This is a genomic window from Chromatiales bacterium (genome assembly GCA_020445605.1).
GTDB lineage: Bacteria > Pseudomonadota > Gammaproteobacteria > JAGRGH01 > JAGRGH01 > JAGRGH01.
In genome coordinates, this window is the sequence record JAGRGH010000024.1 from 1 (window position 1) to 26,873 (window position 26,873).

The following is a 26,873-nucleotide window of genomic DNA, read 5'->3' on the forward strand; positions in this document are numbered from 1 at the left end:
CTCATAATCGGCTGGTCGCAGGTTCAAGTCCTGCCGGGCCCACCAATCTTCCAAACCGGTCGTCGGGATTCGTGCAAGGTAATTCTGGCCGGTGCGCTCGATTCGAGGGCCCGCTGAACGCAAGGGAAAGTTGGCGGCATCCTGATACTAAGCCACCTCAGCCAGGGGTGGCAGTTCACCCGACAACCACGAGACCAACGAATCGATTGCGGGCCTATGAACAAAGTTTGGCGCGGCCAGCAACTCCTCGGGAGTCGATGGTTCCGGTCTCCTGCGGCTCTCTTCGATAAAGAGGACCCGCCCCTCATAGTCGATGCTCTCCGCAACCGGCGCTCCGTAAAGGGTTCGAATCCAGGCCTTGAGCAGTCCGAGTCGCTCGGCGTCGTTCGCCACGCGCTCGTCCAGACCGTACATTCGCCACAACGCATCAAGCGACCTGCTTGGCGACTCATCAGGCGGGAACACAGGTTCTGAGGCCTTCCGGATTTCCCGGCGCAGTCGAGACTGGGCCGCTTGGTAGAAAAGCCAGTCGCCTACGAACAGGACGGGCGTGAGCGCGAGCAGCAGCGCGAACCCGGCGATTGTGACCGGAAGGCGAACGATCTCGGCAGCCCACCGGCGCGGGTTTTTCGTCCACCCGAATCCGAAATCTTTCATCCGGATTACGGGCTCGAATCCCATCCCTCGCTCGCGGAGTTCGGCAAGACGACGGGCGGCCGAGGCCGCGCGAGCTTGGCCTGCGAGTTCGATGCACTTGCGTTCCGTGGCGCTGATCATCTGGGGTGGGTATCGAGTCCGGCTACCAAGGGATTCTAGCGGCTGTTTCCGCCGAGCGTTTCCGTGGATCAGCCTCGAGACGCCCCAGCAATCGAGCAGCCGGCTTCGAGCCTGCAGATGCCTGGCCGCCACCAGCGCGAGTCCGCGAGAGCACCACGGGTTTTCGTGAGGTTACTTGCTGGTGCGGTTCTCTGCGGGCTGAAGACGCATTCCCTGTGAGAATTTTCGTGCTCGACCTCCTGCTACCTATACAGGTCGCGTTTTTTCTGACCAAAGGTAAACATGGCTGTGCGAAACTGTAATAATTTTCAAGCAAAACAATTGCTTGAAGACTTGTGATCAGGAAAACGCTGCTCCCGGCCACGTAGAACGTTGCAAATGAAAGCGGTAGAAAGCTACGCAACTCATGCCTCGTTGCTCGTTCGCTTGCACGCACTGCTCCGCCATACGCGGCCAGGATTACGTTTCGAGCGACGGCCAAAATTTCCTTCTGCGAAAAAACGGATTCGTGGTGATCCAGCCCCGGGCAGCGCTAGCGCCTTAATGCCAGCACGGCAGCACCCGCGGCTATGAGGCCGATCCCGAGCCACTCGCGTCCGATCGGTCGCTCGCCGAGAAACAGAAACGCGAACATCGCGACGAAGACGATGCTGAGCTTGTCGATCGGGGCGACCCTCGATGCGTCGCCAATCTTGAGCGCGCGAAAATAGCAGACCCACGAAACGCCGGTGGAGACTGCGGACAGCGCGAGGAAAAGCAGGGTTCGACCCGACAGGGTCAGTGGGTTTGTCCATTTGCCCGCCAGCCACACGAATGCGCCGAGCAACAGCAGGATCAGCACCGTCCGGATCAGGGTCGCGAGGTCCGAGTCGACGCCGTCCAGACCGATCTTGGCGAAGATTGCCGTCAGCGCCGCGAACACGGCCGACAGCAGTGCCCAATAGAACCATTCCTGCGATGTAGCCATGAATCCGATGGCCCTCAGTGTGTCACTGAGATGCCGCGCAGCGGTGGTATGCGCATGGCGTCGGCAACGCCTCCTAGACGTGAATCTGGCGACCGCCGGCAAAGGCCCAGTTCTCCCAGGTCGTTTCCTTGAACACGACCATGACGTTCTCCGGATCGAGATCGCGATCCCGGATCTGCTCCATCAGTACGTCGAGAAACCGTCGCTTGACCTTCACGCTGCGCCCTACCGACCAGAGCACCTCGATGAGGACAAAGTTCTCATCACGAGCCCCTTGCGCGTCGGGATAGCCCGCGTCGAAACGAAAATCCTCGGGTGCGAGTTCGAGAAAGCGCTGGAACCGGTCGGTTTCGGGTACGCCGACTGCGATCAGCGCGGCGTGAACGGAATCCAGAACGGCGGACTTGAACGAAGGGCCCTTGGGTTTCAGGGCGGTGACGGTGATCAGCGGCATCGCTACTCCGAGCCGCCCCGAACGGGATGGGGCGCGTGCCCCGTTTTACCAGACTGTCACGCGCGAGGGTATCGGCATCCCGGCGCAGCGCCTGGTTGCGCCCGGGGCAAAGAACGCGCGGCGGCGACCAGGTCTTGGGGCCCTGGTCGCCGCACGCGCCAAAACGGTGGTCCGGCGCCGGTCCATGACGCCGCAGTCGACCACGCCCTATTTCGACTCTTCAGCCAACCTCGCCGGGGTAGTTTTCCAGACCCGGGTCGTCGCTCACGCCAACGAGCTTCGGGTGATTGATCTTTTTTAGAGTGAACTTCTGAGTCTTGGGGTCACGGTGCCTCAGGATGTAGTCGCGCGTGAGATCCCACAGCAGTCGACCTTCCGGCGTGCGGTTGACCTGCGCCCAGCCGGCTACCTTGTAGACCTTGTCCGGATCGATCGGCGTTCCGTCATCGAGCCGCGCATCGTGGATGCGTTCGCCCAGTGTTTTGCGCGGGTGGATCGTGTAGTCGAGCCCACCGACGCGCACCATGTCGCCGCCGGATTGCAGGTACGGGTCCGGATCGAACAGGTTGTCGGCCACGCCTTCGAGTATGTCCAGCAACTGCTTGCCCGTCAGGTCGGATACATAGGTTTCGGCGTAGGTCATCGAACTCTGGTTGATGACATCGTCCATCGTGATCCACTCGCCCTTCGGCACGGTCGTGCCCCAGCGTACGCCTGCGGAAAGCGCGCAGTCGGCCTTGTACTCCTCGATCAGTGCATTGCAGAGCACCTGGTCCCAGCTGCCCATGAAGTTGCCGCGTCGATAGAGCGTCTGGCCGGCGATGGCGAGTTTCTCGCCTAGGATCTGTTCGAAGGTCTTGCCGTGACGCTCCTTGTTCGTATACAGCGCAGGAACGCGACTCTCCTTGATCTCCTGGTCGTAGACCTTGCCGCGCATGCGTTTGATGTACGCGGCCATCTCGGGGTCGGCCGGCAGCATGTTCGTGATGACCGGCACCATCCGGTAGTGAACACCCTTGACCTGACCGCCCTGGATATCCAGGTCCATCACGCCGACGAACTTTGCGTTCGAACCCGCGTTAGTCACGAGGCATTCGTTGCCATCGGCATTCTTGACCCGCACCGGCTTCGGCACGCCGTCGTGGGTATGTCCGCCGAACACCGCCGTCAGGCCCGGTACCCGGCTGGCCATCTTGATGTCCACGTCCATGCCGTTGTGGGAAAGCAGGACGATGGCGGCGGGCTTCTCCTCGTCGCGAATCTTCTGTGCAAGGTCGATAAGGTCATCCTCGCGCAGGCCGAAGGACAGATCCGGGAAGAACTCCTGCGGATTGGCATTACCAAGGCGCGGGAACGCCTGACCGATCACCGCGATGCGCGCGCCGCCGACCTCCTTGATCGTGTACGGGCGGAACGCATGGCCGGTGTCCTCGCTGAACAGCCCAAGGCCGTTGTATTTCTCGACTATGTCCATGTAATCGCCGCCGAACATCGACGACTCTTTCACGCGCACGTTCTGGCCGACGAAATCGCCCTTGAACAGCGCGACGTTGCTGAGCAGCTGCTCCTGGCTGTAGGTGAACTCCCAGTGGCCGACCATCACGTCGACACCCAGAATGTTAGAGGTCTCAACCATGTCCACGCCGCGAGTCCACAGCGAGGTGCCGGAACCCTGCCAGCTGTCGCCGCCGTCGAGCAGCAGGGTGTTCTGTCGCCCGCCGGCCTGCGCGCGCAGATGTTCGATCAGGGTCTTGAGCTGCGCAAAGCCCCCGGTCGGGCCGTACTTCTTTGCGAGGTTGTCGAAATCGATATAGGTAAACGCATAGGCCTCCGGACTACCCTCCTTGAAACCCATTTCCTTCATGAACGCCTTGCCGACGATGTGCGGCGGCCGGCCGAAGGCGTCGCCGACGCCAAGGTTCACGTTCGGTTCACGAAAATAGGTTGGCAGGATCTGGCCGTGCACGTCGGTGAAATGCATCAGGCGCGCCGAGCCTTTCATGGGCACGTCGAACAGTTTGTCCAGGCCCTTGCTGGCGGCGAGCGCGAGCTCCGGCACCAGTCCGGCCGCGGTGGCCGCGCCGGCCCACTTGATGAAATCACGTCGTTTCATGGTCATGATCGGGTCTCCTCGGGTTCTGTTTCATAGTTGTAGCTCGGCGGTTCAGCCGGCATTCCGTACAGGGGTTCGTTGACGGCAACAACCCATGGCTCAGCATCGAAAGTGCAACAGGATGACAGAATCTAGAGCCTGGGGTTGGCAGCGCGCTCGTTGGCCGCCAAACCGCCCTTTGCTTTCCAGCTGTCGTAGCCACCGGTCAAAACCTTGACGTTGTCGTACCCGGAAAGTTTTAAGGCAAATGCCCCCTGGGCCGAGAGGCTCCCGGTATTGCAATATACAAGTACGGTCTTGTCTCGCGGCAGTTCTGTCCGGCGTGCGACGAGTTGTCGCCACTCGATGTGCACCGCGCCGGGGATATGATCGTGCGCGAAATCCTCCGGACGACGGACGTCGACAACAAAAAGATTCGAATAGTCTGCGGCCGGAATCTGCTCGGGGAGCAGGTTGCCCCCCTGGTATTCGGTGAAGTCGAGCAGTTCGATCATCGCGTCTATCACCAGACCGTCCGGCTCGGCCATCGCTGTTCTGGCGCACAGCAGGCTCATAAATGCAACGAGCACCGCCAATTGGATTCGTCTGATCACGGGGATTCTGCCTTCAGTTCAGCCAAATCGATTCCAAAACGCATCCGGCCCTTGTGCCAGATCAATGGCGCGTGCCAGAGGATACGGAGTCTTCGGCCACGGGCGGGTCGACTTTTTCGCTGATCAGCTCGATCTGTTTGCCGGCAACACGGTACTCGTTGACCTTGTGTTCCATGCGCACGATCGGCACCGCCACCTTGCCGTCGCCGAGCAGCTGATCGATGAAATGCTGCGAGGCACTGCGGTAATTCAGCCGCACGTCCACCTTGACCGTGGCGTCCTTCGGCATGGGAAACACGAACCGGTGCAGCGCATGCCCTTTCGGCGGAATGGTGGTGTCCTCGACGAAGTGATTCATTTCCCACGGGTTGTGGGTCGCATTACCGGCAGTATCCACCGCCACGGTGCGGAAGATCACGGAACCCTGCTCGATGTCACCGTGCGAGTCGAGACCACCATTTGAGAGCAGCTTCGTACCCCGGCCATCGCGCACGTCGATCTGCAACCACATCTCACGCACCTGGGTCAGCGAGGTCGGCAGATGGTGACCAGCGGCTACATTGCGCACGTCAACCGCAAGTTCGAGCAACCCGTTGTCGAGACGGCGCATTGCCAGATCCACCTCGGCCGCATTCTGTAGCCGCTGACGAGCGATGTCGGCGTGTCGGCGGGCCGCCTTGTTATCGGGCTGCAGTGCCGCGGTAATCACCGCATTGCCACCAACAAATTCATGGTTGTGCACCACCGATCGCTCGGACTTCGCCACGGTGCCGGCCTTGCCACGCAAACGTTCAACTTCCTCGGCAAGTTCCTCCGGACGCTTGAGCTCTTTTGCAATCCGGATGGCGGTCTCCACCGGGTTCATGTGGCAGTCCTGACAGACAATGTCGTGCTGCGCATAGACCGAGCGCTTCCACTCGTCATAGGTGCGCTCGATCGGCATGCCGTTGATCGGGTGATGGATGTTGTGACAGTTCGCGCAAAGGTCCGCACGCGTGTGCAGCTCGGAATACTGGGTGTCGTGATACGGTGAGACCGCATCCTTCAGCGGGCCGTACTTCGTGTTTCCGGGCGAGATGTTGAACGATGCGTTGCCGTGTTCCAGCGTGTGCGTGTTCAGAAAGTTCGTGTCGGTCATCTGGTGGCAGACATCGCAACTGACGCCGCGCGTGGCAATTTCGTTCGACGAAACGAATTTGCCGCTCTCCTCGTCGAACGACAGGGACTGGGTGATGGTTCCGATCGGCGCGTGGCATGCTCCGCAGTAATACAGCAGCTTGCCGTCCATCGCCTTGTCGCCCTTCGCCCACTCGGCCTGAAAGATCGGGTCCTTGAACGAAAACGAGTGCATGGAACCCCGCCAGCCCTCGTACTGGCGCGGATGGCAGCCGGCGCAGACCTCGGGGCTTTCGAAATCCTCGGCGCGCAGGGGGCGGCCCGAGTCGGTCGTGATGTACGACGGCGGGAACGGACGTTCCCGGGTCGGCTCATGATCGAGGCCCGCACGTTCCTCGACGATGCCCTTGTGTGCAACGGCTGGATCACACATCAGGATGACCGCGGCTGCGAGCAGCGTAAACACGCCGGCCAGCCAGTATCGGGCCGCGCAGTTGTCGCTTGGGTGATGCGATTTGATCATGGTTCAACGTCTCCCGAGCGCCTGAACGTAAGCGGCTGTCGCGCTGATTTCGCGCTCGTCCATCCGCTCGGCGATGCGACGCATCATTTCCTCGGCGTCGTTGCTGCGCAGGCCACCCTTGAAGGCCGTCAGCATCTTCGCGACATAGTCGGCGCGCTGGCCGCGCAGGGGCGGGATGGATGGCTCCTTCGGCAATCCGCGCCCGTCGCGACCGTGGCAACCCACGCAGGCGGCGAGTCCGGTGTCAGCGTTGCCATGGAAGTAAACGCGTTCACCCTCGGCAATCAGCTTCGCCTGTTCGTCGGGTGGCCCGCCCGCACCCGGCATGAGGCCTGCGTACCAAGCGCCGATGTCCGCCATGGCCGTGTCGGTCAACGCGGCGGCCATCCCCATCATGATCGGATCGGACCGGCGGCCTTCCTTGAAGGCCCTGAGCTGATTGACCACGTAGGTTTCGGGCAGGCCCGCGAGATGGGGCGTACCGGGGATGGGACTCATGCCATCCGGGCCGTGGCATCCCGCGCAGGCGGCGGAGGCCGTCCGCCCGGCTTCCGGATCCCCGCCGGCCTTCGCAACACCGGCGGGGATGGTGCCGGATACGGCCAATATCACCACAATTGCCCTGGATAACCCTGGCCGTACCGTCCGGATCGTTGGCATCGTTCGACGGCTACTTGCAGGCCTGGCCGGCATAGAACGCCGCGAGGTTGTCGACATCGGCATCCGACAGGGCCGCAACCATGGCCTTCATCGTGGGGTCGCCGCGTTCGCCGCTCTTGTAGGCCTTGATCGCCTTGACCAGATAGGCCTCTTTCTGGCCGGCCAGATTCGGATACATCGGCACGTTGCTGACCCCGGTTGCGCCATGGCAACCGGCACAGGCGCCTGCGCGGGCCTTGCCAGCGGCAGCATCGCCGGCAGTGACATTGCCGGCCGCAAGTGCGACGACGGCGGCGAGGACGATTTGCTTGCTGATATTCATTTGCACACTCCAGTTGGATCGTTTTGGTGGTGGGTCTACAGGTCGCCTGCGGCGCCGGCTTCCATGATGGATTTGATGGTGTCGCGAACCTGAACCGCGTTCTTGTGCAGCTCCGGCGACAGATTCGCCGAGGCGATGAACATCTCGAGGTTCATGGTGATCAGCCACGGCTTGCCGTTCTCATCCTCCAGCAGGGTGATGCGGCAGGGCAGATAGGCCGAGAAGCTCGTGTTGAAGTCGATCATGGTCTTGGCAATTCGCGCATCGCAGAACTGGAATATCTCGATGCGTTTCGACTCCAGCCCCATGGCCTGAAGCTCCAGGTACAGAGGCTGATGGCCGACCATCTTGAAGTTGAGGTTGTTCGCGCGCAGCTTCATGGACTGCACGACGTCGTCCATGGTGATGCCGTCTTCAACCGGCATCTTGATCACGGTCTGGTCGATATCGAGCGCGGGCGCACCGCCACGCGCGGGGTTGATGAACGCCAGCGCCAACGCGGCAATGGCGAGGATTGTCCGGCACGTTGAACTCAGCATCTGCTGTTCTCCGCTTTGATGATTAACGTTGTTGCACACCGCGCCAAAAAAAGGCGGGCATCCCTGCCCTAGCTGGAGTATCACAATCCGTGTTGGCGCAAGAGTGAAGTGAACCCAACCAAGGGTTCGCCGCCCCCCGGCGGCGTTTTGCCCTAGAAACGCACGCTGGGCGTTTCGATGGACAAACCGTTTCCGCGCGAGTGAATGTAGGCTTCAAGCGCGGTGAACTCGTCACTGCCTTTTTTGTAGCCCTCCGCGCGGAACTGGCCGTAGCAGCCGGTGAACCGGCTCTGCGCGCCATTGATCTTGCCGTTTTTCAGTCGATAGTTCGGAAATCCGTTGGTCTGCCCCTGGGAGAGCGTCTGCGCACGCAGCTTCAGACCCGAGTAGTAGTCGTGGCACTGGTTGCAGGCCATGTCGAGCTGCCCGGCGCGCGTCGTGTAGATCTCGTGACCCTTGTCGATGAACGGCTTCATCGGGCCGTCGGTCTGCACGTTGACCTTTTCCCCTTTGGCCCGATTGCGGACGAACACTTCAAGATTCAGCGCCTCGGTGCCGTCATACTTCATCGGCGCGTTGCCGACGTTGTTCTCCGAACACATGTGAATGCGCTGCTGGAGGGTCACGGGCTTGCCGAGCTTTGCGTCGTAGGCCGGGTAGGTGGCGAGGTGTTTCTTGTCGAACTTTTCGCCCTCCTCGCCATGGCACGAGCCGCAGGCCTTGCCTTTCGCACCAACCGTATTGAACATCGCGTGGCCGGCCTCGACCGCAGCCATGCCCGGATTGAGGAAATCGTCGTCCTGCATCTCGCGGGTCTCGGCCTTCAGGAACTCGTAGCCGGATTTCGGCTCGGCGCCAGCGGGCTGCAGGGCAAGCCCACCGATCAGCAAACCGGCGAGCAGTCCGTGGCGAACGGCATTCATGCGAATCTTCATCTGCGCAGCCCTCACTTCAGCGTCAGCAGGTAGGCGATCACGTCCTCGACCTCTTGCGCGGTCAGGACCGTCTTGCCGGCGAACTTCTTGTCGACCCGCGAGAACTTGTCCGGGTGCTTGTAGAAACTCGGCATCAGGCTTGCCGGGTTGATCTGTTTGATGTCGACCACACGAACGCGCAGCTGACCCGCGTCGTATCGCGAGCCCACGCCCATGAGCGGCGGCGCAATCTCGCCGTGGAAGTCTTCCTCGGGGATGGGCAGGCGGTGACACGCAAGGCAGTTTCCGCGTCCGCGGTCGATGGCGACCTTGCGACCGTTCTCGGCATTGCCGGCCAGCCCACCGAGCGGTTTCGGAATCGCGAAATTCTCGACCGACCATTGCTGGTAGCCATCGCCCGAAAGGGCCGTGGCGGGCAGTGCCAGCGCGATCGCCAGCGTTGCGCCAACCAACACACGTGGATTCATCTGCAGTTCTCCTCGAGATGGACAAAGCCGGCGGCCACAGCAGCGGCAAACCGGAAGTCGTGGTCGAGGATCAGGCGCCAAGAGCCCGACTGCTCTGGCCCATACAGGCTGGCAGAGCTGCCATCGGTGCGAGTCAGGCACAGTTGCCCATGCGCACGGCGGTTTTCGCCATGTCGTTTGATCACAGATCCTCCACCCCAACGGTCTTTGAGTTTTTGAAACAGGGGCGAGAAGACATGTGCAATGCGCGTGCCAAGTGCCGGAGCGGGCACGAAGGCGGGGTTCGTTGGTTCAGGAACGCACAAACAGTCCGGCGAACCCTGCAAGTTGCAATGCTATGGGCTGCGTTTTGCAGTCATCACTGGCGATTAGGGAATCCGAATGGCGAGAGCTTCGGAAAGTCGATACAAGCGTGCGCAGGTGATAGACGCTGCACCATTGGCCTAGCTGCTACGCGCCGCCCCCCTGCTGCCGTTGCGTCTCGGCTACGGGTCGAGAGTTGTTCGATCCCAGTCTGCTCAGCGGACCACGATGTCAAGCCGGCTGCGGCGGTCGCTCTCGCAGTCTGCGCCACAGTGTCGTCTTGTCGATACCGAGCAATTCAGCGGCACGTCGCTGATTGCCGTCGACGTGCAGCAGCGCCCTGTCGATGTAACGGCGCTGGAGTTCAGCGAGCGTGGGCCAGTCGCCGTCGATCGGCTGGCCATCGGGCGCAACCGTCGGCAGCTTCGTCAGGCTCATGACGGGGCTGTCGGCAAGCACGACGCTGCGCTCAACGAGGTTACGCAGCTCACGCACGTTCCCCGGCCAGGAATAGTCGACGAGCTTCTGCTTGGAAGCCTCATCGAATCCAGTCACGCCGCGCTGGTACTTGTCGTTGAAATGCTGGACGAAGTGCTCGATGAGCAAGGGGATGTCGCCATGGCGCTCGCGCAGCGGCGGTATCGTGATCTTCACGACGTTCAGGCGGTGATAGAGATCCTGGCGAAACTCCCCGTCGCGCACCAGCGCCTCGAGATTCTGGTTCGAGGCCACCACCCAGCGCACGTCGATGCCGATCGGTCGCACGCCGCCCACACGAAGGATCTGCGCCTCCTGGATCACGCGCAGCAGTTTTACCTGCATTGCATCCGAGATATTGCCGATTTCATCGAGGAAAACGGTCCCGCCGTCGGCGACCTCGAGCAGCCCGCGCTTGGTCTGTGTGGCACCGGTGAACGCGCCCTTCTCGTGTCCGAACAGCTCGGATTCCAGCAGCGCATCGCTCAGCGCCCCGCAGTCGACGACCACCAACGGCGTATCCGGTGACGACGTGGTGTGAATCGCCTTGGCGACCAGTTCCTTACCCGTGCCGGATTCGCCCTGGATGATCACGTTGCAGCGCACGTCGGCGATCTTCTCGACCATCCGGTAGATTTCCCGGATCGGTTCGGACTCACCGATCAACTGTTGCTGGGTGCGTTCATCCTTGAGCTGCCGACGCAGCAGTTTGACTTCGCGCTCCAGCAACGAGTGATCGAGGATGCGGTCGACCAGCACAAGCAGCTCCTGCATGTCGAAGGGCTTTTTCAGAAAGTCGACGGCGCCGAGGCGCAGCGCATTGATCGCCGCGTTGACGGTCGAATACGCCGTGATCACGATCGCCGGCACTTCCTTGTCCTGCTCGCGGATCGCGCTCAGCAGGTCGATCCCGTCCATGCCGGGCATGCGCAGGTCGGTGATCACGACATCCGCACCCTGCTCGCGAAAGTGTTTCAGCGCCGCGCGCGGGTCCTGGAATACATGGCAGGTGTACGGCCGGTCGCGACAGAAACGGACGAACAGATCGCAGGCCTTGGCCTCGTCGTCCACGAATACCAGATCGAATTTCTTGCTCATGCTTCTCGCTGTTCTGAGGTGTCGGAGTCCGGCGCTGCGTCCGCCTGCGCCGCGGTGACATTCCCAAGTGGTAGCAACATGCGTGCCACGGCTCCGCCGTCGGGGCGATTGCGCAAATCGAGCGTGCCACCGTGGAACTGCACGATGCCCAGGCTGATCGACAGTCCCAGCCCGCTGCCCTCGCCCTGCGGCTTGGTCGTGAAGAACGGGTCGAACGCGCGGTCGGCCTGCTCGGCATTCAGCCCGGGGCCGTTGTCCAGCACCTCGATGCGGGCCATGTCACCGTCACGGCCGATCGACACCTGGATGTGCTCACCGAACGGGCTGGCCTGGGCTGCGTTTTCCAGCAGATTGCGCAGGGCGCGCTGCAACAGACGGCGGTCGCCGACGAGCGTGCAGGCGCAGTCGACCGTCAGATCGACCTCGACACCGCAGGCGTGACATTCCTTCGCGGCGAGCGCGACGGTGTCGCGAACCCACTCCGCGGCATCAAAGCTCAGCTTCTCGCCGCCGATCTCCGAGGAAAAATTCAGAATCGCACGAATCGTCTGCGCCGCACGCTCGCTCTCCTCGCGGATGGACTGCACGTCGGCGCGAACCCCGTCGGCGTCACCCGGAAGCTCGCGCTGGATCAGCGTCGTGAGCGAAATGATGGTGTTGATCGGGTTGCTGATTTCGTGGGCGATGCCGGCAGCCATCTGGCCGAGCGAGGCCAGCCGCCCGCTGCGCTCCTGCGCCGCACGCGCCTCGTCGCGTTCATGCTCGGCGCGATCCAGCGAGTCGGCCATCGCGTTGAACGCGCGGCCTGCGTCGCGAATCTCGTCCGGCCCGCTGGCCTCGACGCGCTGGCTGCGATCCCCGCCGGCGAACGCGGCCAGCCCCTGCGCGAGCCGCACCACCGGCTGCGCGATGCGCGCGGCGGCCGCGCGCGCGAGCAGCAGGCTGAACAGCAGGGTGGCAAGCACGCTGACGAAGATGCCGATTCGAATGTTGCGAAACGGCGCCCGCAGGTCCTCGGTGCGAATGCGCGTCGCGACCACCCAACTCACCAGCCGGTCCGGGTAGGGCAGAAACTCCTGGAAGTAGATGCGCATCTTGCCGTCCGGCGTGTCGACCACCCCGTAGGACTGCGCATAGGTCCCCGAATAGACCGCGGGATACTGCTCTTGCAGCCGGGGCGCCGAGCTGCGCACGCTGGAGAAATCCGCGCCGCGGTCATCGTCATACAGGACCAGCCCGTCACGCTCGGGGTTGCCGATATTGAGTTCGGCAATCAGCAGCGAGCCGTGGTGCAGACGTGGCGCGACGCCGACGATCCGGTTCAACGGACCAAGCGGTGCATCGATGGTGAGATATCCGACCGGCGCGTCGTTCATGACAAGGGTCGCCGCGGTGCTGAACACCGGCATCGGCCGGTCTTCGGGCCACTCGGTTGCATCGTGATCGAGCAGTACGCTGCCGATCTCGCGCGAGGCAAGGCTCGCCAGCATCTTGGCGAAGCGCGGGTCCTGCGGCTCACGCTCCACGTACGGCAAAGCGCCCAACCCGCCGAACGAGGCCGGTCGCCGGGCGCCACCTTCGACCTTCACCAGGGTGTGCCCCTCGCGATCCAGGATGCGCACGGTATCCAGGCTCGTGCGCACGGACTGGAAGGTCTCGAAGAACCGCGCGACCTGTTCGTAACGGCGGTAGGTCTGGCCGTGCTGCCGGCCCTGATTCAGCTCCTCGAGCACGGCCTTGAACTGCTGCACGGGCGGCACGCGCGTGAGACCATCGAGGATGTCGCGCTCGACCAGCAGGCGCCGCTCCAGCCCGCCCATCACGCTGGCTACGTTCGCGAACAGGTCGCGGTCGACGCCCTCGAAGTAGCGCTGCTCGCTCCAGGTCGTCGCGATCAGCGCGAGCGCCGCCAGCGGCACCACGGCCGCCGGGAACACCCACAGAAAGATGCTTCGATTCAGACGCATGTCGCGATTCCGTCCACGCCCCGCCGCACATGCCCGAGTGCATCGCGGACCAGAGGCGAGCCCTTTCTATGGTTGCACAGGTCGGGCCGGAGACTGCAACTGCTGCCGCGGAGCGGTCAACTCACCCGCCGTGGCACAGGCTTCGCGAGAATGAACAGCGCGACACCACCGAGCACGGCAACCGCCGCAAGCAGGAAGCGCACCGTCAACGGCTCAGCCAGAAACACGATGCCGCCGGCCGCGGCCAGCACCGGCGCGCTGAGTTGCAGGGTCGCAGCGGTCGTGGAACGCAGATACGGCAGCACCGTGTACCAGATGGCATAGCCGATGCCGGAGGCCAACGCGCCGGACGCAGCCGCGTAACCGATGCCATCAATCGGCAGTCCAGGCGGCATGCCCTGCCAGACGCTCGCGCCCAGCCCGAAGACCATCGCGCGCGCGAAGTTGCCGGCCGTGGTGACAACCGGATCGCCACCGCCGCCCTTGCCGAGGATGGAATACACGCCCCAGGCCACGCCGGCGCCGAGCATCAGAACCGAGCCGTACAGCGGCGGCGCGGACAGGCCCGGCAGCAGGAGACCAACGAGACCAGCCAGCGCAACGGCGAGACCCACGCCCTGCCATGACGCCAGCTGCTCGCCACGCGCCAGACCATATCCGATCATCGTGGCCTGTACGGCGCCGAACAGCAGCAACGCGCCCGTCGCCGCCGAGAGGCTGTTGTATGCGAACGAGAACGCGACGGCATAGGCAAACAGCGCGAACGCCGAACGCCAGTTGCCGGAACCGTTCCGCCCAGGTCTGAACATCGCGGCGAGCAGCCACAGCATCAGCGCGCCGGAGATCAGCCGGATGGAGGTAAAGCTGGCCGCGTCAATGCCCGTGTCGCGCAGCGCCGCACGACACAAGAGCGAGTTGGCGGCAAAGGCAAGCAACGCAGCGAAAGTGAGCACGACCAGTCGGATTGGCCGCACGCTACGCGCCTTTTCCGGATGCGCCGCGCGGATGGTCCGGCGAAGCCAAAGCCGGCTTGTGCGGGCTCCTGGCGGCGTCGCCCTCAATCACGCGACGACTGCAAGCCTTCGCGTACCGGCGGGAGGTGCTCGAGCAGGCGACGACTGATCGCATGGTGCCAGTACGGCCCCGGATGCGGATCGAACCCTTCGATGTCGTCGCGAACCTCGTAGTCAAAATCGCCGTCCAGTGCCCGTATGCGCGTGACCGACGAATCGATTGCAGCGAATACGGGGTTATCGACCTCGCCATCGAAATGCAGCACAAAAACCCGCGCCGGTGTGGACCGGGCAATCGCGTTGATCAGTGCCGCCGTAACACCGGTGCGATAGGCCGCGGGCGGGTCGTCCCGGTCGCAATAGCCACTGTTATAGCGACAGTTCTCGGCAATGTAATCGAATTTCAGCGCGCCTGCCGGGTCGAGAGACGCCCTCGGCAGTCGGAAGTTGTCTTCCAGTCGATCGGGCGAGAACTGCTTGCGGAAGCTCTCGGCCCGGCGCAGACGGGACGGCGCCAACGCGTGACGAAGGTCGTAGAAATCCGCGTAACCAAGCACGATGACGTCATCGGGCCCGATCTCGTCGCGCAGCCGCGTCAGGTTGAGATACGCCTGCGTAAGACTGTATCCGCCGAGCGCAAACAGCCGCACGTTGCGATCCGGCATGGCGTGCTGGACCAGGAAGCTGAAGGTCTGTTCATCGTTGACCCCGCTGCCGAAGGTGAAGCTGTCGCCAAAGATCCAGACATTGCGCAACCCGGGCCGGACCGGCAGGCCGGTCCATCGGGCGCCGTCGGAGTTGATCGTCACCTTGACCCGGAACGCCCGCCAATCCTCGCGTTTCGAATCACGGCGAAAATAACTGTGTACGTAGGCACCGGGAGCCGCCCTGTAGCCAAGGACGCTGTCCGCCACGAGAAACGGTGACGGCTCGGTCTTCTTGTTGAATTCGGGACGCTCTTTGGCGTTGGGCTCGGGCTCGTCCTCGGCGTCCCAGACCCGGCGCACCACCGCCACTACAAGATTGACTGAAGAAAGCGGCCCAGGCTCGCGCTCGAACACGCCCTGGCCCGATCGGGTGATCCGGTAGTAATACATCAGAACGACCGACGACAGGAGCTCGAAGAGCAGCAGCGCCACGACGACACCCGCAATGACTGCAATGCTGCGTTTCATGCGGCGCGAAACCATCGGCCATGCAACACGACCGTCAGAGCAGATGTCAGCTTAACGGGCTGTTGAAATGAGAAGTTCAACAGCCTGTTAATCGTTCGCGCCAATAAGAAGCGGTGCAATGAGCCGCTCGACCGGCGCATAGTCATCGCTGAGTGCGGGCAGGTCCGCGAGTGCTGTTCCGATGCCACGCATGGCTTCGTCAATGCGATACCAGCCGCGCTCGATTCCAGCGCTGGCAACGAACCATTCCGGCCACGGTTGCGACTGGCGCGCGGCAATGACATAGGTCACGCGGGTCGGCTGCTCGGGCAAGGCATCCACATAGACCGCGGTCTGTGCAAAGACAATATCGAGCGACTTGAGAACCGCCTTCACGAGCTTCGGTTCGGGGAATGCATCCACGACATTCAGCACAAACAGGCCGTCATCCGTCAGGCGTGAACGCGCAAGCTCGAAGAACTCGCGCGTGACCAGATGAAACGGCACGGCGACATCGTGAAACACGTCGCCGACGATCACGTCGTACGGCCCAGGTTCAGCGGCCAGAACGCGCCGCGCGTCGTCGTGGACGATCTTCATGCCGGCGGAATCGAAGTACATTTGTTCCGACGCGATTTCCGTGACCGTCGCATCGAGCTCCGCGACAGTGATTCGCGACGCCGGGCTCTGCGCCGCGATGGCACGCGGCTGGGTGTAGGCCCCGCCACCGGCGAAAAAATAATTCAGCCCCTGTTCGTACCGTTCCCCGAACGACGCATGTACGAGCTCATCCATGGCGTGCACATAGGGCGCGATCAACAGCCGCGGTTCCTCCGCGTGATTGATGCTGTGCAGGAGATGATCGAGCACCATGCCGCGCGCCTGACCAAATGGCGCATCCGCCGAACGGTCGACCACCCGGATGCAGAAATACGCGCTTTCCCGATCACAGGGCGCACGTGACGCGGACGCGCCCAGCATCGCCACGGCCACGGTCACACCCACGGTCACCGCCATCAGCACGGGTTTCGACCGGCGCAGCAGCGGCAGCGCCATCAGAAACAGTGCCACCGCCGTGCCACGCACCACTGCATAGGTCCCGAAGGTCTGGATCAGCCAGTAGCCCGCCGCAAAGGTACCCGCGATGCTGCCGACCGCGGCCAGCGCATGCATGCGGCCGACGACGTGTCCGGTGCGTGTATCCAGACGCAGCGCAAGAGTCGTCAGCAGCGGCGTGACCACGCCGAGCAATACGGCCGGCATGAAAAACAGCAGGCCGGCAAGCAGAAAACCCGACGACAGCAGACTCAGACCACGTTCCACGATGCCCGCCGCGACTTGGCCGAGCAGGGCAAGACTGAGCGCGCACCAGAGCCCCGCGAGCAACAGGACCACGGCTGCCGCGCGTTCGCCCGCGCCGCGATCGGCCCAGACCCCGCCGATCCAGTTGCCGAGCGACAGGCCCGCGAGCATGACGCCGATGATGGACGTCCAGGTGTACAGCGATACGCCGATGTAGGGCGCCAGCAGGCGCCCGGCGACGATCTCCAGCACGAGCAAGGCACCGGAACTCAGCAGCACGATCAGCGCATACAGCACCAACCGGCCGCGGTGGGAATCAGAAGCAGACTGCATGGCGACGCGCCCCTTCGCACGCAAACTGGGCAAGGCCCGGGGCCGCGAGTATGCCGGCGATGCAGTCGGTTCGCTATGGAATTTTATGGCCGTCCGGTGTTCGGCGATGGCATGGAATCAAACGCCACATGCACCGCCGACAGGGATCCCGCCAGGTCACCGGGGCGGCCGGGAAACCCGCGCGTGGTTCCGTCGGATTGCGTGGACTAGCTGCGCCGAAGGTCGACCAAGCCCAGCCCCAGCAGCACCAGCATGAGACCGGCGATGCCGTACAGACTGAATGCCGGCACGGACCGGGTGATCGGCACCGGCACTGCGATCATCGCACCCGGCTGTCCGTCGAGCACGACGTTGTCCCACAGAATGAAGTCGCGGGCCATGACCGGGCCGGCGGTCGAGAACAGTTCGATCTGCGCGCTCATGGCGCCGCCCGGCGCCATGTAGCCGCTACGGCTGGTCAGCGCCCAGTTCGGAAAGGAAAAGTCGGTCGCCTGCACAGTATCCAGCGGCGCCCCACTGCAGTCGAGCGACGAAAACACGCTCAGCCGCACACCGTTCATCGAGCCCGCACCAAAGGACGACTGGGTGGAACTCTGTGCCGAAAAATCGTAAGAGGTGCCGCCGACGATCGTGACGCACTGGCTGAGCTGCATGGATTCGCCGTTATTCTGATCCATTGCCGCCGAAGGCGCCGCGGGCTGTCCGGTATCCATGCGCCAGGTGAAATTGCCGGTTCCGCTGAGGGTCCAGCCGTTGCCGGATACCGACGGGTCGGCGTCAAACTGCGGGTTTACCAGCAGGTTCGCTGCAAGAACAGGCGCACCCAGGACCATCAGGCCCAAGGCCACTAGGCATTTCGTGAAGAGGGAATTCATGCAGATCACCGCCCGGTTTATTGGTATTGTCGGCGGGGATTATTCCGCCAAACCGGCCACTTGCCAACGATTTTCTTGCTCGCGGGTCAACGATGGGCGTCCGCGAAGTCGGGCGCCCCGCCTGCGGCGGCAGGGAAGCCGCCGAGGCGCTGGGCAAAGTCGTTTGAGTGGCTCTAGAACGCCCGCGCGGCGGCGTTCTGGGCTGCGGCAGCGGTCTGATCGGCGGCCGGCTCAATGCGCACGGCGCACTGCTTGTAAGCAGGCTGGCGGGAGTGCGGATCGAGCAGGCCAAGGGTCAGCCGGTTCACGCAGTCGTGGAAGTGAAACGGGATGAACACCATGTCACGCGGCACGCGCTGGGTCAGCTGCACGAGTACGACGGCATCGCCGCGGCGCGAGGTCAAACGAGCGTAGCTCATGTGCTCGATGCCGAGTTCGGCGGCGGCATCCGGGTTCATTTCCATATATGGCGTCGGACTGAACTTGTTCGCGTTACCGACCTTGCCGGTGCGCGTGCGGGTGTGGAAGTGTTCGACCACCCGGCCGGAGTTCAACCAGAACGGATAGTCGTCATCGGGTTTTTCGTTGTTGTCGATGAACGGCAGCGCGATCAGTTTTGCGCGACCGCTCGCGGTCGCGAACCGGCCGTCGGCATACAGGCGTTTCGTTCCACCCGAGGAATCGGCACCGGCCCAGTCCGACGGCTTGTCCGAACACGGCCACTGCATGCCGCGGTTCTGTTCGATCTTGTCGTAGCTCATGCCGGAATAGTCCAGCATGCGTCCGCGCGAAAGGTCTTTCAGCTCGTTGAACACGCCTTCCGCGGTTTCGGGAAACACCGGGCCGCCGGTATCGTTGCGCAGCCGTTCGGCGAGCTGGTTGAAGATCCACAGATCAGGCTTCGAGTCGCCATGCGGCGCGACGACATTGCGGATCAGGTTCACGCGACGTTCGGTGTTCGTGAACACCCCTTCCTTTTCCGCCCACACGGCGGCCGGCAGGAACACGTGGCTGTACTGATTGGTTTCGACATCCTCGTAGGCATCCTGCACGACCAGGAACTCGAGTTGCTCGAGCGTCTTACGGATGCGCCCGGTATTCGCCATGGAGGTCATCGGGTTCGTCGCGATCAGCCACAGCCCGCGAATCTGACCGGTCTCGATGGCCGGCAGGATGTCGGTCATGAACATGCCGCGCTTTTCCGGGAAGAAATCCGGGTCCACGTTCCAATACTTGGCAATCTCCTGACGGTCCTGTTCGTTTTCGAGCGCGCGGTAGCCGGGCAGCCCGGAACACGAGGACCACTCGCGCGTACCCATGGCGTTGCACTGGCCGGTGATCGACAGCGAGGAGCCGCCCTCGCGGCCGATGTTGCCGGTGATGAGATTCAGGTTGTTGATCGCCACGACGCCGTCAGAGCCGTGCGTGGACTGGTTGATGCCCATGGTCCAGATCGTCATCGCGCGCCCGGCGCCGGCATAGGTGCGCGCGACATTGCGGATGGTGTCCTCGTCGATGCCGCAGACCGCCGCGGCACGCACCGGATCCCAGCGTTCGACCTCTTCGCGAAACGCCTCATATCCTTCGGTGTGGGCGTCGATGTAGTCGCGGTCCGCCAGCCCCTCCTTGAGGATCACATGCGCGATCGCGTTCAGCAGCACGACATCCGTACCGGGTGCGATCGGCAGATGCACGTCCGCATGCTGCGCGAACATGGTCACGCGCGGATCGACCACGATGATTGGAAAGCGTCGCTTTTCGCGCGCCTCGACCAGGCGCCAGTAGATGACCGGGTGCTGTTCGGGGAGGTTCGAGCCGAACGCAAGCAGGCACTCGGTGTGCTCAAAGTCGTCGTAGCAGCCCGGCGGCCCGTCGGAACCGAACGAACGCTTGTAACCCGAAACCGCCGACGACATGCAAAGCGTGGTGTTGCCGTCGTAGTTGTTCGTGCCGATCACGCCGCGCGCAAGCTTGCCGAGGGTGTAGAACTCCTCGGTCATGATCTGGCCGGTCGAGACAATCGCGAACGAGTCGCGACCATGCTCGGTCTGGATGCGCCTGATCTCGCTGGCGGTTCGTTCCAGCGCCGCATCCCAGCTTGCCGGCGCAAACTTTTCCCAGCGATTCATGCGCATCAGCGGCGTATTGCCGCGTCCGGCAGTCTTGCGGAACAGCTCGTGTTCGAAGATGCCCTTGATGCAGAGCTTGCCGCGATTGACGTCCGCGTCGGCGACGCCGCGCGAGGCGACCGGCTCACCGTTGGCGTCCAGCCCGACCTCGATCGAACAGCCGGTGGAACAGTAGCCGCAGGTGGCGTACTTCCATTCGACCACACCCTTGTCGGCGATCTTGATCGGGTTCTTGTTCTTGCGTCCGAACAGCATGGGGCGCCGTGCTCCGTGTTTTCGCGGTCAGGCCACTTTGTCGAGTGCCGCGATCGAAAGCCGCACCCGACCGTTCTCGATCTGGACCGGAAATGCGTTCGTGCAACCCTCGTCCGGACCCTGCGCCTCGCCGCTGGCAAGATCGATCTTCCAGTTGTGCAGCGGGCAGGTCACGGTCGTGCCGTGCACGATGCCCTGCGACAGCGGACCGCCCTTGTGCGGGCACTGGTCACGCAGCGCGAACACGCGGTCATCGGTCGTGCGAAACAGTGCAATGTTCAGCGTATCGGACTTCACCACGCGCGAACCCAGGCGCGGGATGTCCTCGACGGCACAGATGTCTATCCAGTTGGTCATGATGATAATCCCCGGTTCTCAACCCGCCAGGCGGATCGGCGTGAACTCAGCGGCGTCGTAGCCCTCGGCACGCTGTTTCCACGGGTCGATCTGCGCGTACAGCTGCGAATGCTTGAATCGCTCGTACAGCGCCCTGCGTTCCTCGGCGCTGTCGAGCAGGCGGCCTTTCACATAGCTCAGGCCCACGCGCTCGATCCACGGCGCGGTGCGTTCGAGGTAATGCGCCTCCTCGCGATACAACTGGACGAAGGCGCCGCAGTACTCCAGCGTCTCGGCCTCGGTCTCGACCTTTGCGAGCAGATCGGTCACACGAACCTTGATACCGCCGTTGCCACCGACATGCAGTTCGTAACCGGAGTCCACGCAGACCACGCCGAAGTCCTTGATGGTCGCCTCGGCACAGTTGCGCGGACAGCCGGACACCGCCATCTTGAACTTGTGCGGCATCCAAGAACCCCAGGTCAGTTCCTCGAGCTTCACGCCAAGCGCGGTGGAGTCCTGCGTGCCGAAGCGGCACCACTGCGAACCCACGCAGGTCTTGCAGGTGCGCAGCGCCTTGCCATACGCATGACCCGAAACCATGCCGGCCGCGGACAGGTCATTCCACATCGCCGGCAGGTCTTCCTTCCTGATGCCGAACAGGTCGATGCGCTGTCCGCCGGTGACCTTGACCTCTTTCGCGTTGTACTTCTCCGCGACATCGGCAATCGCGCGCAGTTCATCGGGCGTACACAGGCCGCCGAACATGCGCGGCACGACCGAATACGTGCCGTCCTTCTGGATGTTGCCATGGGCGCGTTCGTTGATGAAACGCGACTGCTTGTCGTCGGCGTAGTCGTCGGGCCAGCGCACCAGCAGGTAATAGTTCAGTGCCGGACGACAGACGTGACAGCCGTCGGGGTTCTTCCATTCCAGAAACTCGCGCACCGCGGTCATGGATTTCAGTTCATGGTCGCGGATGGCGTGAATGATCTCGTCATGGCTGTGCGTCGTGCAGCCACACAGGGGCTTCTTGCTGGGCGCGACGTCATAGCCATCGCCGACCGTGGAGGCCAGCAGGGCTTCGACAAGGCCGGTGCAGGAACCGCAGGACGACGATGCCTTGGTGTGGGCACGGACATCGTCGAGCGTGAACAGTCCCTTCTTGACGATCGCATCGACGATCTCGCCCTTGCATACGCCATTGCAGCCGCAGATCTCGGCACCGTCGGGCAGCGCCATCACGCGGGTCTTCTCGTCGCCGTGCCCGGCATCGCCCAGATCGTGCTGGCCGAACAGCACGGACTTGCGGAAGTCCGCGATGCTCGTGCCCTCGCGCATGAGCTGGAAGTACCAGCTGCCGTCGAGCGTGTCGCCATACAGCACGGCGCCCTCGATCTTGTTGTCGCGTACGACGAGCTTCTTGTAGACGCCGGCCGCGCTGTCCTGGACCACCAGGGTTTCGTCGCCTTCGGCCTCGGTGAAGCGTCCGGCTGAGAACAGATCGATGCCAGTGACCTTGAGCTTCGTCGAGGTGACGGAGCCTTCGTAGTACGCCGTGCCGTGATGCGCGAGATGGTTCGCGGCGACACGTGCCTGTTCAAACAGCGGCGCGACCAGGCCATAGCACTCGCCGCGATGCTGCACGCACTCGCCGACCGCCCAGATGCGCGGATCGAAGGTCTGCATGGTGTCGTTAACGACAATGCCGCGCTCGCAGTGCAGGCCGGAGGCCTTGGCGAGTTCGATGTTCGGTCGGATGCCAACGGCCATGACGACGAGGTCAGCCGGGATCTCCCGGCCGTCCCTGAAGCGCACGGCGGTCACGCGCTCGTCACCGAGGATGGCCTCGGTCTGCGCCTTCATCTCGAAGCTCAGCCCACGCGCCTCCAGCGACGCCTTGAGCAGGTTTGCGGCCGGCACGTCCAGCTGACGTTCCATCAACGTGTCGAGCAGGTGCACGACCGTCACGTCCATGCCCTGCTTGGCCAGACCATTCGCGGCCTCCAGCCCGAGCAGGCCGCCGCCAATCACGACCGCATGCCGGTAACTGCGCGAGGCGGCGAGCATGGCGTCGACGTCCGCGATATCGCGAAACGTGATCACGCCCGGCAGGGTCGAGCCCGGCACCGGGATCACGAACGGACTAGAACCGGTCGCCAGAATCAGCCGGTCGTACGGCGTCTCGCTGCCGTCATCCGCGATGACCAGCCGCCGTGCGCGATCGATGCGCGTGACCTTGCGCCCCATCAGCAGGCGGATACCGTTGGAGGCATACCAGACCAGGTCGTTCAGGATGATGTCCTCGACGGACTTCTCCTGAGACAGCACCGGCGAAAGCATGATGCGGTTGTAGTTCGGATGCGGCTCGGCCCCGAACACGGTGATGTCGTACTGCGCAGCGTCGAGTTTGAGCAGTTCCTCGAGGGTGCGCACGCCGGCCATGCCGTTGCCGATGAGGATCAGTTTCTGTCGCTTCATGAAAGATTCCATAGCAATGCGCGGGCGACCCGCGGACGTTCTTCCCTGTCCCTGAAGCAACCGCCGTGCCAACCGCACGGGCCGGCGGCGAATTCAGGGCGTGGGTAGACGCGCAGGCAGATGGCGACCTCGCGTCGCCCTGTTCCGGTGCATGTGGAATCACGGACGCACCAAACCGAGCATGCGTGCATGGCGCGCAGGCAAGAACACCGCAGCCGCCGTTCGGCAGCCGCGGCGCAGTCCCAGCGCCTAGCTGGCCGCCTTGCGGCGCTCGAACAGGCTTACCGAACCGGCCGGGGTCGGCGTTTCAGCTTGCTCCGGCTGGGCTTCCGACGTGGTGTCGGCTGCGGCCGGCGGAGGCGCACTGGCCACGGCGGCGACCTTGCGCTCGTAGAGGAAGCGCAGGACTTCCGCCCGCAGGTGATTGTAATGCGGGTCGCCGGCGAGTTCGACGCGATTGCGCGGGCGTTCGAGGTCCACGGTCAGCACCTGGCCGATCGTCGCGGCCGGGCCGTTGGTCATCATCACGATGCGATCCGACAGCAACACGGCCTCGTCGACGTCATGCGTAATCATGATCACGGTATTGCCGAGGCTTGCGTGAATCTCCATCAGCGAGTCCTGCATGTGCGCACGGGTCAGCGCATCAAGGGCACCGAACGGTTCGTCGAGCAACAGCACACGCGGTTGCATGGCCAGTGCACGGGCAATGCCGACGCGCTGCTTCATGCCGCCGGAAATCTCGCCCGGCCGCTTATGCATGGCATGTTCCATGTGGACGAGTTGCAGGTTGTGCTCGATCCACTCGCGCATCTCGGCGCGCGTCTTGGTGCGCCCGAACACGCGTTTGACGGCCAGCTCGACGTTTTCATACGCCGTGAGCCAGGGCAGCAGCGAATGATTCTGGAATACCACGGCGCGCTCGGGACCGGGCGCGTCGACTTCCTTGTCATCGAGAATCACGCCGCCACTGGTGGCCTGATGCAGGCCGGCGACGATGTTCAGCAGGGTCGACTTGCCGCAACCGGAATGGCCGATCAGCGAGACATACTCGCCTTCGGCTATGTTGAGGTTGACGTCGGTCAGCGCGACATACGGCCCGTTCGGGGTCGGAAACTCGATGCCGACCTGCGTGATGAGAAGATGATCCTTGATCATGTTCAGTTACCTCCGCCCGCCATGCTCACCGCAACACCGCGGATTTGTCCCACTGCACCCGGCGTTGCAGCATCAGCATCGCGCGGTCCAGCAGAAGCCCGATCGCCCCGATCGCGATGACGGCGACCATGATGCGCGAGAGCGACTGCGAGGAGCCGTTCTGGAACTCATCCCAGACGAACTTGCCTAGCCCCGGGTTCTGCGCCAGCATCTCGGCCGCGATCAGCACCATCCAGCCGATGCCGAGCGACATGCGCAGGCCCGCGAACATCAGCGGCAGCGCCGACGGCAGCACGACCTTGCGGATGTTCGTCCACCAGCCCAGGCGCAGCACGCGCGAGACGTTCGTGAGGTCCTTGTCGACCGTGGAGACCCCGATGGTTGTGTTGATGATCGTCGGCCACAGACAACACAGCGCAACGGTCAGCGCCGAGTTCAGGTAGGACTTCGCGAACATCGGATCGTCACTCACGTACAGGGCGCTGACGACCATCGTCACCAGCGGCAGCCATGCAAGCGGTGACACCGGCTTGAACAGCTGGATCAGCGGATTGAGCGCGCTGTACATGGTCGTGGACAGCCCCGCGACGATGCCGACCGGGATCGCGAGCAGCGAGGCAATGATGAACCCCGTCGCGACCGTCCCCAGACTCGTCAGGATCTGGTCGAGGAACGTGGGCTTGCCGGTGTAGGGCCGGATCTTCACCTCAGCTTGGGGATCCGCGGCGAGCTTCTCGGCATTGCGCGTTTCCTGGCGTTCGTAGAACGCGTTTTCCTTGCGGCGCTCGGCGATGTGTTCTTCGAGCAGCGTTCCGGCGGCCTCGTACACCTGCGCCGGACCCGGCAGCTGGCCAAGCGAGGTCTGCACGTTGCGTGCGCCGCCTTCCCACAGCATCAGGAACACGGCAATGGCGATCGCCGGAACCAGCGTCGCACGCGCGGCGCGTGCGAGCAAGCCGGTGACAGGCGCCCAGTTCACACGCGCCAGCAACGGCCGAAACTCGCGGCTGGGCAGGGTCATGATCTGTTCACTCACAGGGGTTACCTCCGGTCTTTTTTGTCGGGCTCGTGTTTCCCGCGGGCGGTCCGCCTTTCACCGGACGGACCACCCGCTTAGCCGTCAAACCTTGTCGTCGCCCTTCAGGCCGATCGGGAACTTCTTCAGATACTCGTTCGGTTTGCGCCCGTCATAGGCGACACCGTCGATGAACTCGGTCTGTGGTGGCTTGAACCCGGACTCGTTCGCAAAGTCCGGAAAGTCCTCGGCCCTGGCCTTGCCTTCAGCGATCAGTTCCTTGGCGGCCTCGGCGTACAGGTCGGGCCGGTAGACCTTCTTCGCGGTATCCATGTACCAGCCGTCGGGCTTGCCGTCGGCGATCTGGCCCCAGCGACGCATCTGCGTCAGGTACCAGATCGCATCCGAGTAGTACGGATAGGTCGCGTTGTAGCGGAAGAATACGTTGAAGTCCGGCACCGAACGCTTGTCACCCTTCTCGTACTCGAAGGTTCCGGTCATCGAGTTGGCGATGACTTCATAGTCCGCACCCACGTAGTTCGGCTGCGACATGATTTTCGCGGCCTCCTTGCGGTTGGCCAGGCCACCGGAATCGAGCCAGATCGCTGCGCGGATCAGCGCCTTGAGCACGGCCTTGTGTGTGTTCGGGTACTTCTCGGCCCATTCGTTCGTTACACCGAAGACCTTCTCCGGGTTGTCCTTCCAGATCTCGTAGTCGGTGATGACCGGCACGCCGATGCCCTTGAACACGGCCTGCTGGTTCCACGGCTCGCCGACGCAGTAGCCGTAGATCGTGCCGGCCTCGAGTGTCGCCGGCATCTGCGGTGGCGGGGTGACGCTCAGCAATGCATCGGCCTTGATCTGGCCGGTGATGTCGCCCTTGGCCGGCGCGTAGTAGCCCGGATGGATGCCACCGGCGGCGAGCCAGTAGCGCAATTCATAGTTGTGCGTGGACACGGGAAAGACCATGCCCATCTTGAACGGCTTGCCCTCGGCCTTGAACTCGTCGACGACGGGCTTGAGGTAATCGGCCTTGATCGGGTGGACCGGCTTGCCGTCGGCGCCGGTCGGGATCAATGGCTTCATCTTTTCCCAGACGGCGTTGGAAACGGTGATGCCGTTGCCGTTCAAGTCCATCGAGAACGCCGTGATCACGTGCGCCTGCGTACCGAAGCCGATCGTCGCACCGAGTGGCTGACCGGCCAGCATGTGGGCGCCGTCGAGTTCGCCGTCGATCACGCGATCGAGCAGCACCTTCCAGTTTGCCTGTGCCTCGAGGGTCACATACAGGCCTTCGTCCTCGAAGTAGCGCTTTTCATATGCAATTGCCAGCGGCGCCATGTCGGTCAGCTTGATGAAGCCGAACTTCAGGTCTTCCTTCTCGAGGTTCGCTGTTTCGGCAGCCGCCGGCAGCGTCAGCGCAACACCAAGCACTGCGGCGAGTGTTCGCACGCCCGTTGCGCGCTTGCGCCGGTCCGCCTTGTCCAAAAACGTCATACATAACTCCAGAA

General features: G+C 63.2%; 23 protein-coding genes. All 23 read right to left on the reverse strand.

Annotation, left to right across the window (positions count from 1 at the left end; translation table 11 throughout):
- Positions 1 to 147 precede the first annotated feature (147 nt).
- Positions 148 to 777 carry a hypothetical protein gene (locus KDG50_03420; GenBank protein MCB1864453.1) on the reverse strand — a complete coding sequence of 210 codons (630 nt, stop codon included), beginning with the start codon at positions 775 to 777 and terminating at the stop codon, positions 148 to 150.
- A gap of 532 nt (positions 778 to 1,309) precedes the next feature.
- Positions 1,310 to 1,744: an EamA family transporter gene (locus KDG50_03425; protein ID MCB1864454.1), complete on the reverse strand. Its 435-nt coding sequence runs from the start codon at positions 1,742 to 1,744 to the stop codon at positions 1,310 to 1,312.
- 73 nt (positions 1,745 to 1,817) lie between these two features.
- Positions 1,818 to 2,198: a tautomerase family protein gene (locus tag KDG50_03430; GenBank protein ID MCB1864455.1), complete on the reverse strand. Its 381-nt coding sequence runs from the start codon at positions 2,196 to 2,198 to the stop codon at positions 1,818 to 1,820.
- Positions 2,199 to 2,418: 220 nt separating this feature from the next.
- Complete coding sequence (locus tag KDG50_03435) at positions 2,419 to 4,317, reverse strand: 5'-nucleotidase C-terminal domain-containing protein (GenBank protein ID MCB1864456.1); 1,899 nt, start codon at positions 4,315 to 4,317, stop codon at positions 2,419 to 2,421.
- A gap of 125 nt (positions 4,318 to 4,442) precedes the next feature.
- Positions 4,443 to 4,904, reverse strand: a complete 462-nt coding sequence (locus KDG50_03440) for a rhodanese-like domain-containing protein (GenBank protein MCB1864457.1) — start codon at positions 4,902 to 4,904, stop codon at positions 4,443 to 4,445.
- Positions 4,905 to 4,965: 61 nt separating this feature from the next.
- Positions 4,966 to 6,543: a cytochrome c family protein gene (locus KDG50_03445; GenBank protein MCB1864458.1), complete on the reverse strand. Its 1,578-nt coding sequence runs from the start codon at positions 6,541 to 6,543 to the stop codon at positions 4,966 to 4,968.
- Positions 6,544 to 6,546: 3 nt separating this feature from the next.
- On the reverse strand, positions 6,547 to 7,155 hold the full coding sequence (locus KDG50_03450; protein ID MCB1864459.1) for a cytochrome c4: 609 nt from the start codon (positions 7,153 to 7,155) through the stop codon (positions 6,547 to 6,549).
- A 58-nt stretch (positions 7,156 to 7,213) separates the two neighbouring features.
- Complete coding sequence (locus KDG50_03455; protein ID MCB1864460.1) at positions 7,214 to 7,525, reverse strand: cytochrome c; 312 nt, start codon at positions 7,523 to 7,525, stop codon at positions 7,214 to 7,216.
- Between the two features lie 35 nt (positions 7,526 to 7,560).
- Positions 7,561 to 8,064 (reverse strand): DUF302 domain-containing protein, encoded by a 504-nt coding sequence (locus KDG50_03460; GenBank protein MCB1864461.1) that lies wholly within the window; start codon positions 8,062 to 8,064, stop codon positions 7,561 to 7,563.
- A gap of 152 nt (positions 8,065 to 8,216) precedes the next feature.
- Positions 8,217 to 8,999: a sulfur oxidation c-type cytochrome SoxA gene (gene soxA / locus KDG50_03465; protein ID MCB1864462.1), complete on the reverse strand. Its 783-nt coding sequence runs from the start codon at positions 8,997 to 8,999 to the stop codon at positions 8,217 to 8,219.
- An 11-nt stretch (positions 9,000 to 9,010) separates the two neighbouring features.
- Complete coding sequence (soxX, locus tag KDG50_03470; protein MCB1864463.1) at positions 9,011 to 9,466, reverse strand: sulfur oxidation c-type cytochrome SoxX; 456 nt, start codon at positions 9,464 to 9,466, stop codon at positions 9,011 to 9,013.
- A 534-nt stretch (positions 9,467 to 10,000) separates the two neighbouring features.
- Positions 10,001 to 11,344 (reverse strand): sigma-54-dependent Fis family transcriptional regulator, encoded by a 1,344-nt coding sequence (locus KDG50_03475; protein MCB1864464.1) that lies wholly within the window; start codon positions 11,342 to 11,344, stop codon positions 10,001 to 10,003.
- Positions 11,341 to 13,311, reverse strand: a complete 1,971-nt coding sequence (locus KDG50_03480; protein MCB1864465.1) for a HAMP domain-containing histidine kinase — start codon at positions 13,309 to 13,311, stop codon at positions 11,341 to 11,343. Before KDG50_03480 ends, KDG50_03475 begins: the two co-directional genes overlap by 4 nt.
- Before the next feature lie 116 nt (positions 13,312 to 13,427).
- Positions 13,428 to 14,285, reverse strand: coding sequence for a DMT family transporter (locus KDG50_03485; GenBank protein ID MCB1864466.1), 858 nt, complete (start codon positions 14,283 to 14,285; stop codon positions 13,428 to 13,430).
- Between the two features lie 83 nt (positions 14,286 to 14,368).
- Complete coding sequence (locus KDG50_03490) at positions 14,369 to 15,499, reverse strand: hypothetical protein (protein MCB1864467.1); 1,131 nt, start codon at positions 15,497 to 15,499, stop codon at positions 14,369 to 14,371.
- Between the two features lie 87 nt (positions 15,500 to 15,586).
- Positions 15,587 to 17,113: a fused MFS/spermidine synthase gene (locus KDG50_03495; GenBank protein ID MCB1864468.1), complete on the reverse strand. Its 1,527-nt coding sequence runs from the start codon at positions 17,111 to 17,113 to the stop codon at positions 15,587 to 15,589.
- Positions 17,114 to 17,319: 206 nt separating this feature from the next.
- The gene (locus tag KDG50_03500) at positions 17,320 to 17,988 is read right to left on the reverse strand and encodes a hypothetical protein (protein ID MCB1864469.1); all 669 of its coding nucleotides are present in this window, start codon (positions 17,986 to 17,988) and stop codon (positions 17,320 to 17,322) included.
- A gap of 173 nt (positions 17,989 to 18,161) precedes the next feature.
- Complete coding sequence (locus KDG50_03505; protein MCB1864470.1) at positions 18,162 to 20,372, reverse strand: nitrate reductase; 2,211 nt, start codon at positions 20,370 to 20,372, stop codon at positions 18,162 to 18,164.
- 27 nt (positions 20,373 to 20,399) lie between these two features.
- Positions 20,400 to 20,729, reverse strand: a complete 330-nt coding sequence (gene nirD, locus KDG50_03510) for a nitrite reductase small subunit NirD (GenBank protein MCB1864471.1) — start codon at positions 20,727 to 20,729, stop codon at positions 20,400 to 20,402.
- Between the two features lie 18 nt (positions 20,730 to 20,747).
- The gene (gene nirB / locus KDG50_03515; protein ID MCB1864472.1) at positions 20,748 to 23,201 is read right to left on the reverse strand and encodes a nitrite reductase large subunit NirB; all 2,454 of its coding nucleotides are present in this window, start codon (positions 23,199 to 23,201) and stop codon (positions 20,748 to 20,750) included.
- 237 nt (positions 23,202 to 23,438) lie between these two features.
- On the reverse strand, positions 23,439 to 24,347 hold the full coding sequence (locus KDG50_03520; GenBank protein MCB1864473.1) for an ABC transporter ATP-binding protein: 909 nt from the start codon (positions 24,345 to 24,347) through the stop codon (positions 23,439 to 23,441).
- A gap of 25 nt (positions 24,348 to 24,372) precedes the next feature.
- Entirely contained in the window at positions 24,373 to 25,368 is a 996-nt protein-coding gene (locus KDG50_03525) for an ABC transporter permease (protein ID MCB1864474.1), read from the reverse strand.
- A 99-nt stretch (positions 25,369 to 25,467) separates the two neighbouring features.
- Positions 25,468 to 26,859 carry an ABC transporter substrate-binding protein gene (locus KDG50_03530; GenBank protein ID MCB1864475.1) on the reverse strand — a complete coding sequence of 464 codons (1,392 nt, stop codon included), beginning with the start codon at positions 26,857 to 26,859 and terminating at the stop codon, positions 25,468 to 25,470.
- Between the last annotated feature and the right edge of the window lie 14 nt (positions 26,860 to 26,873).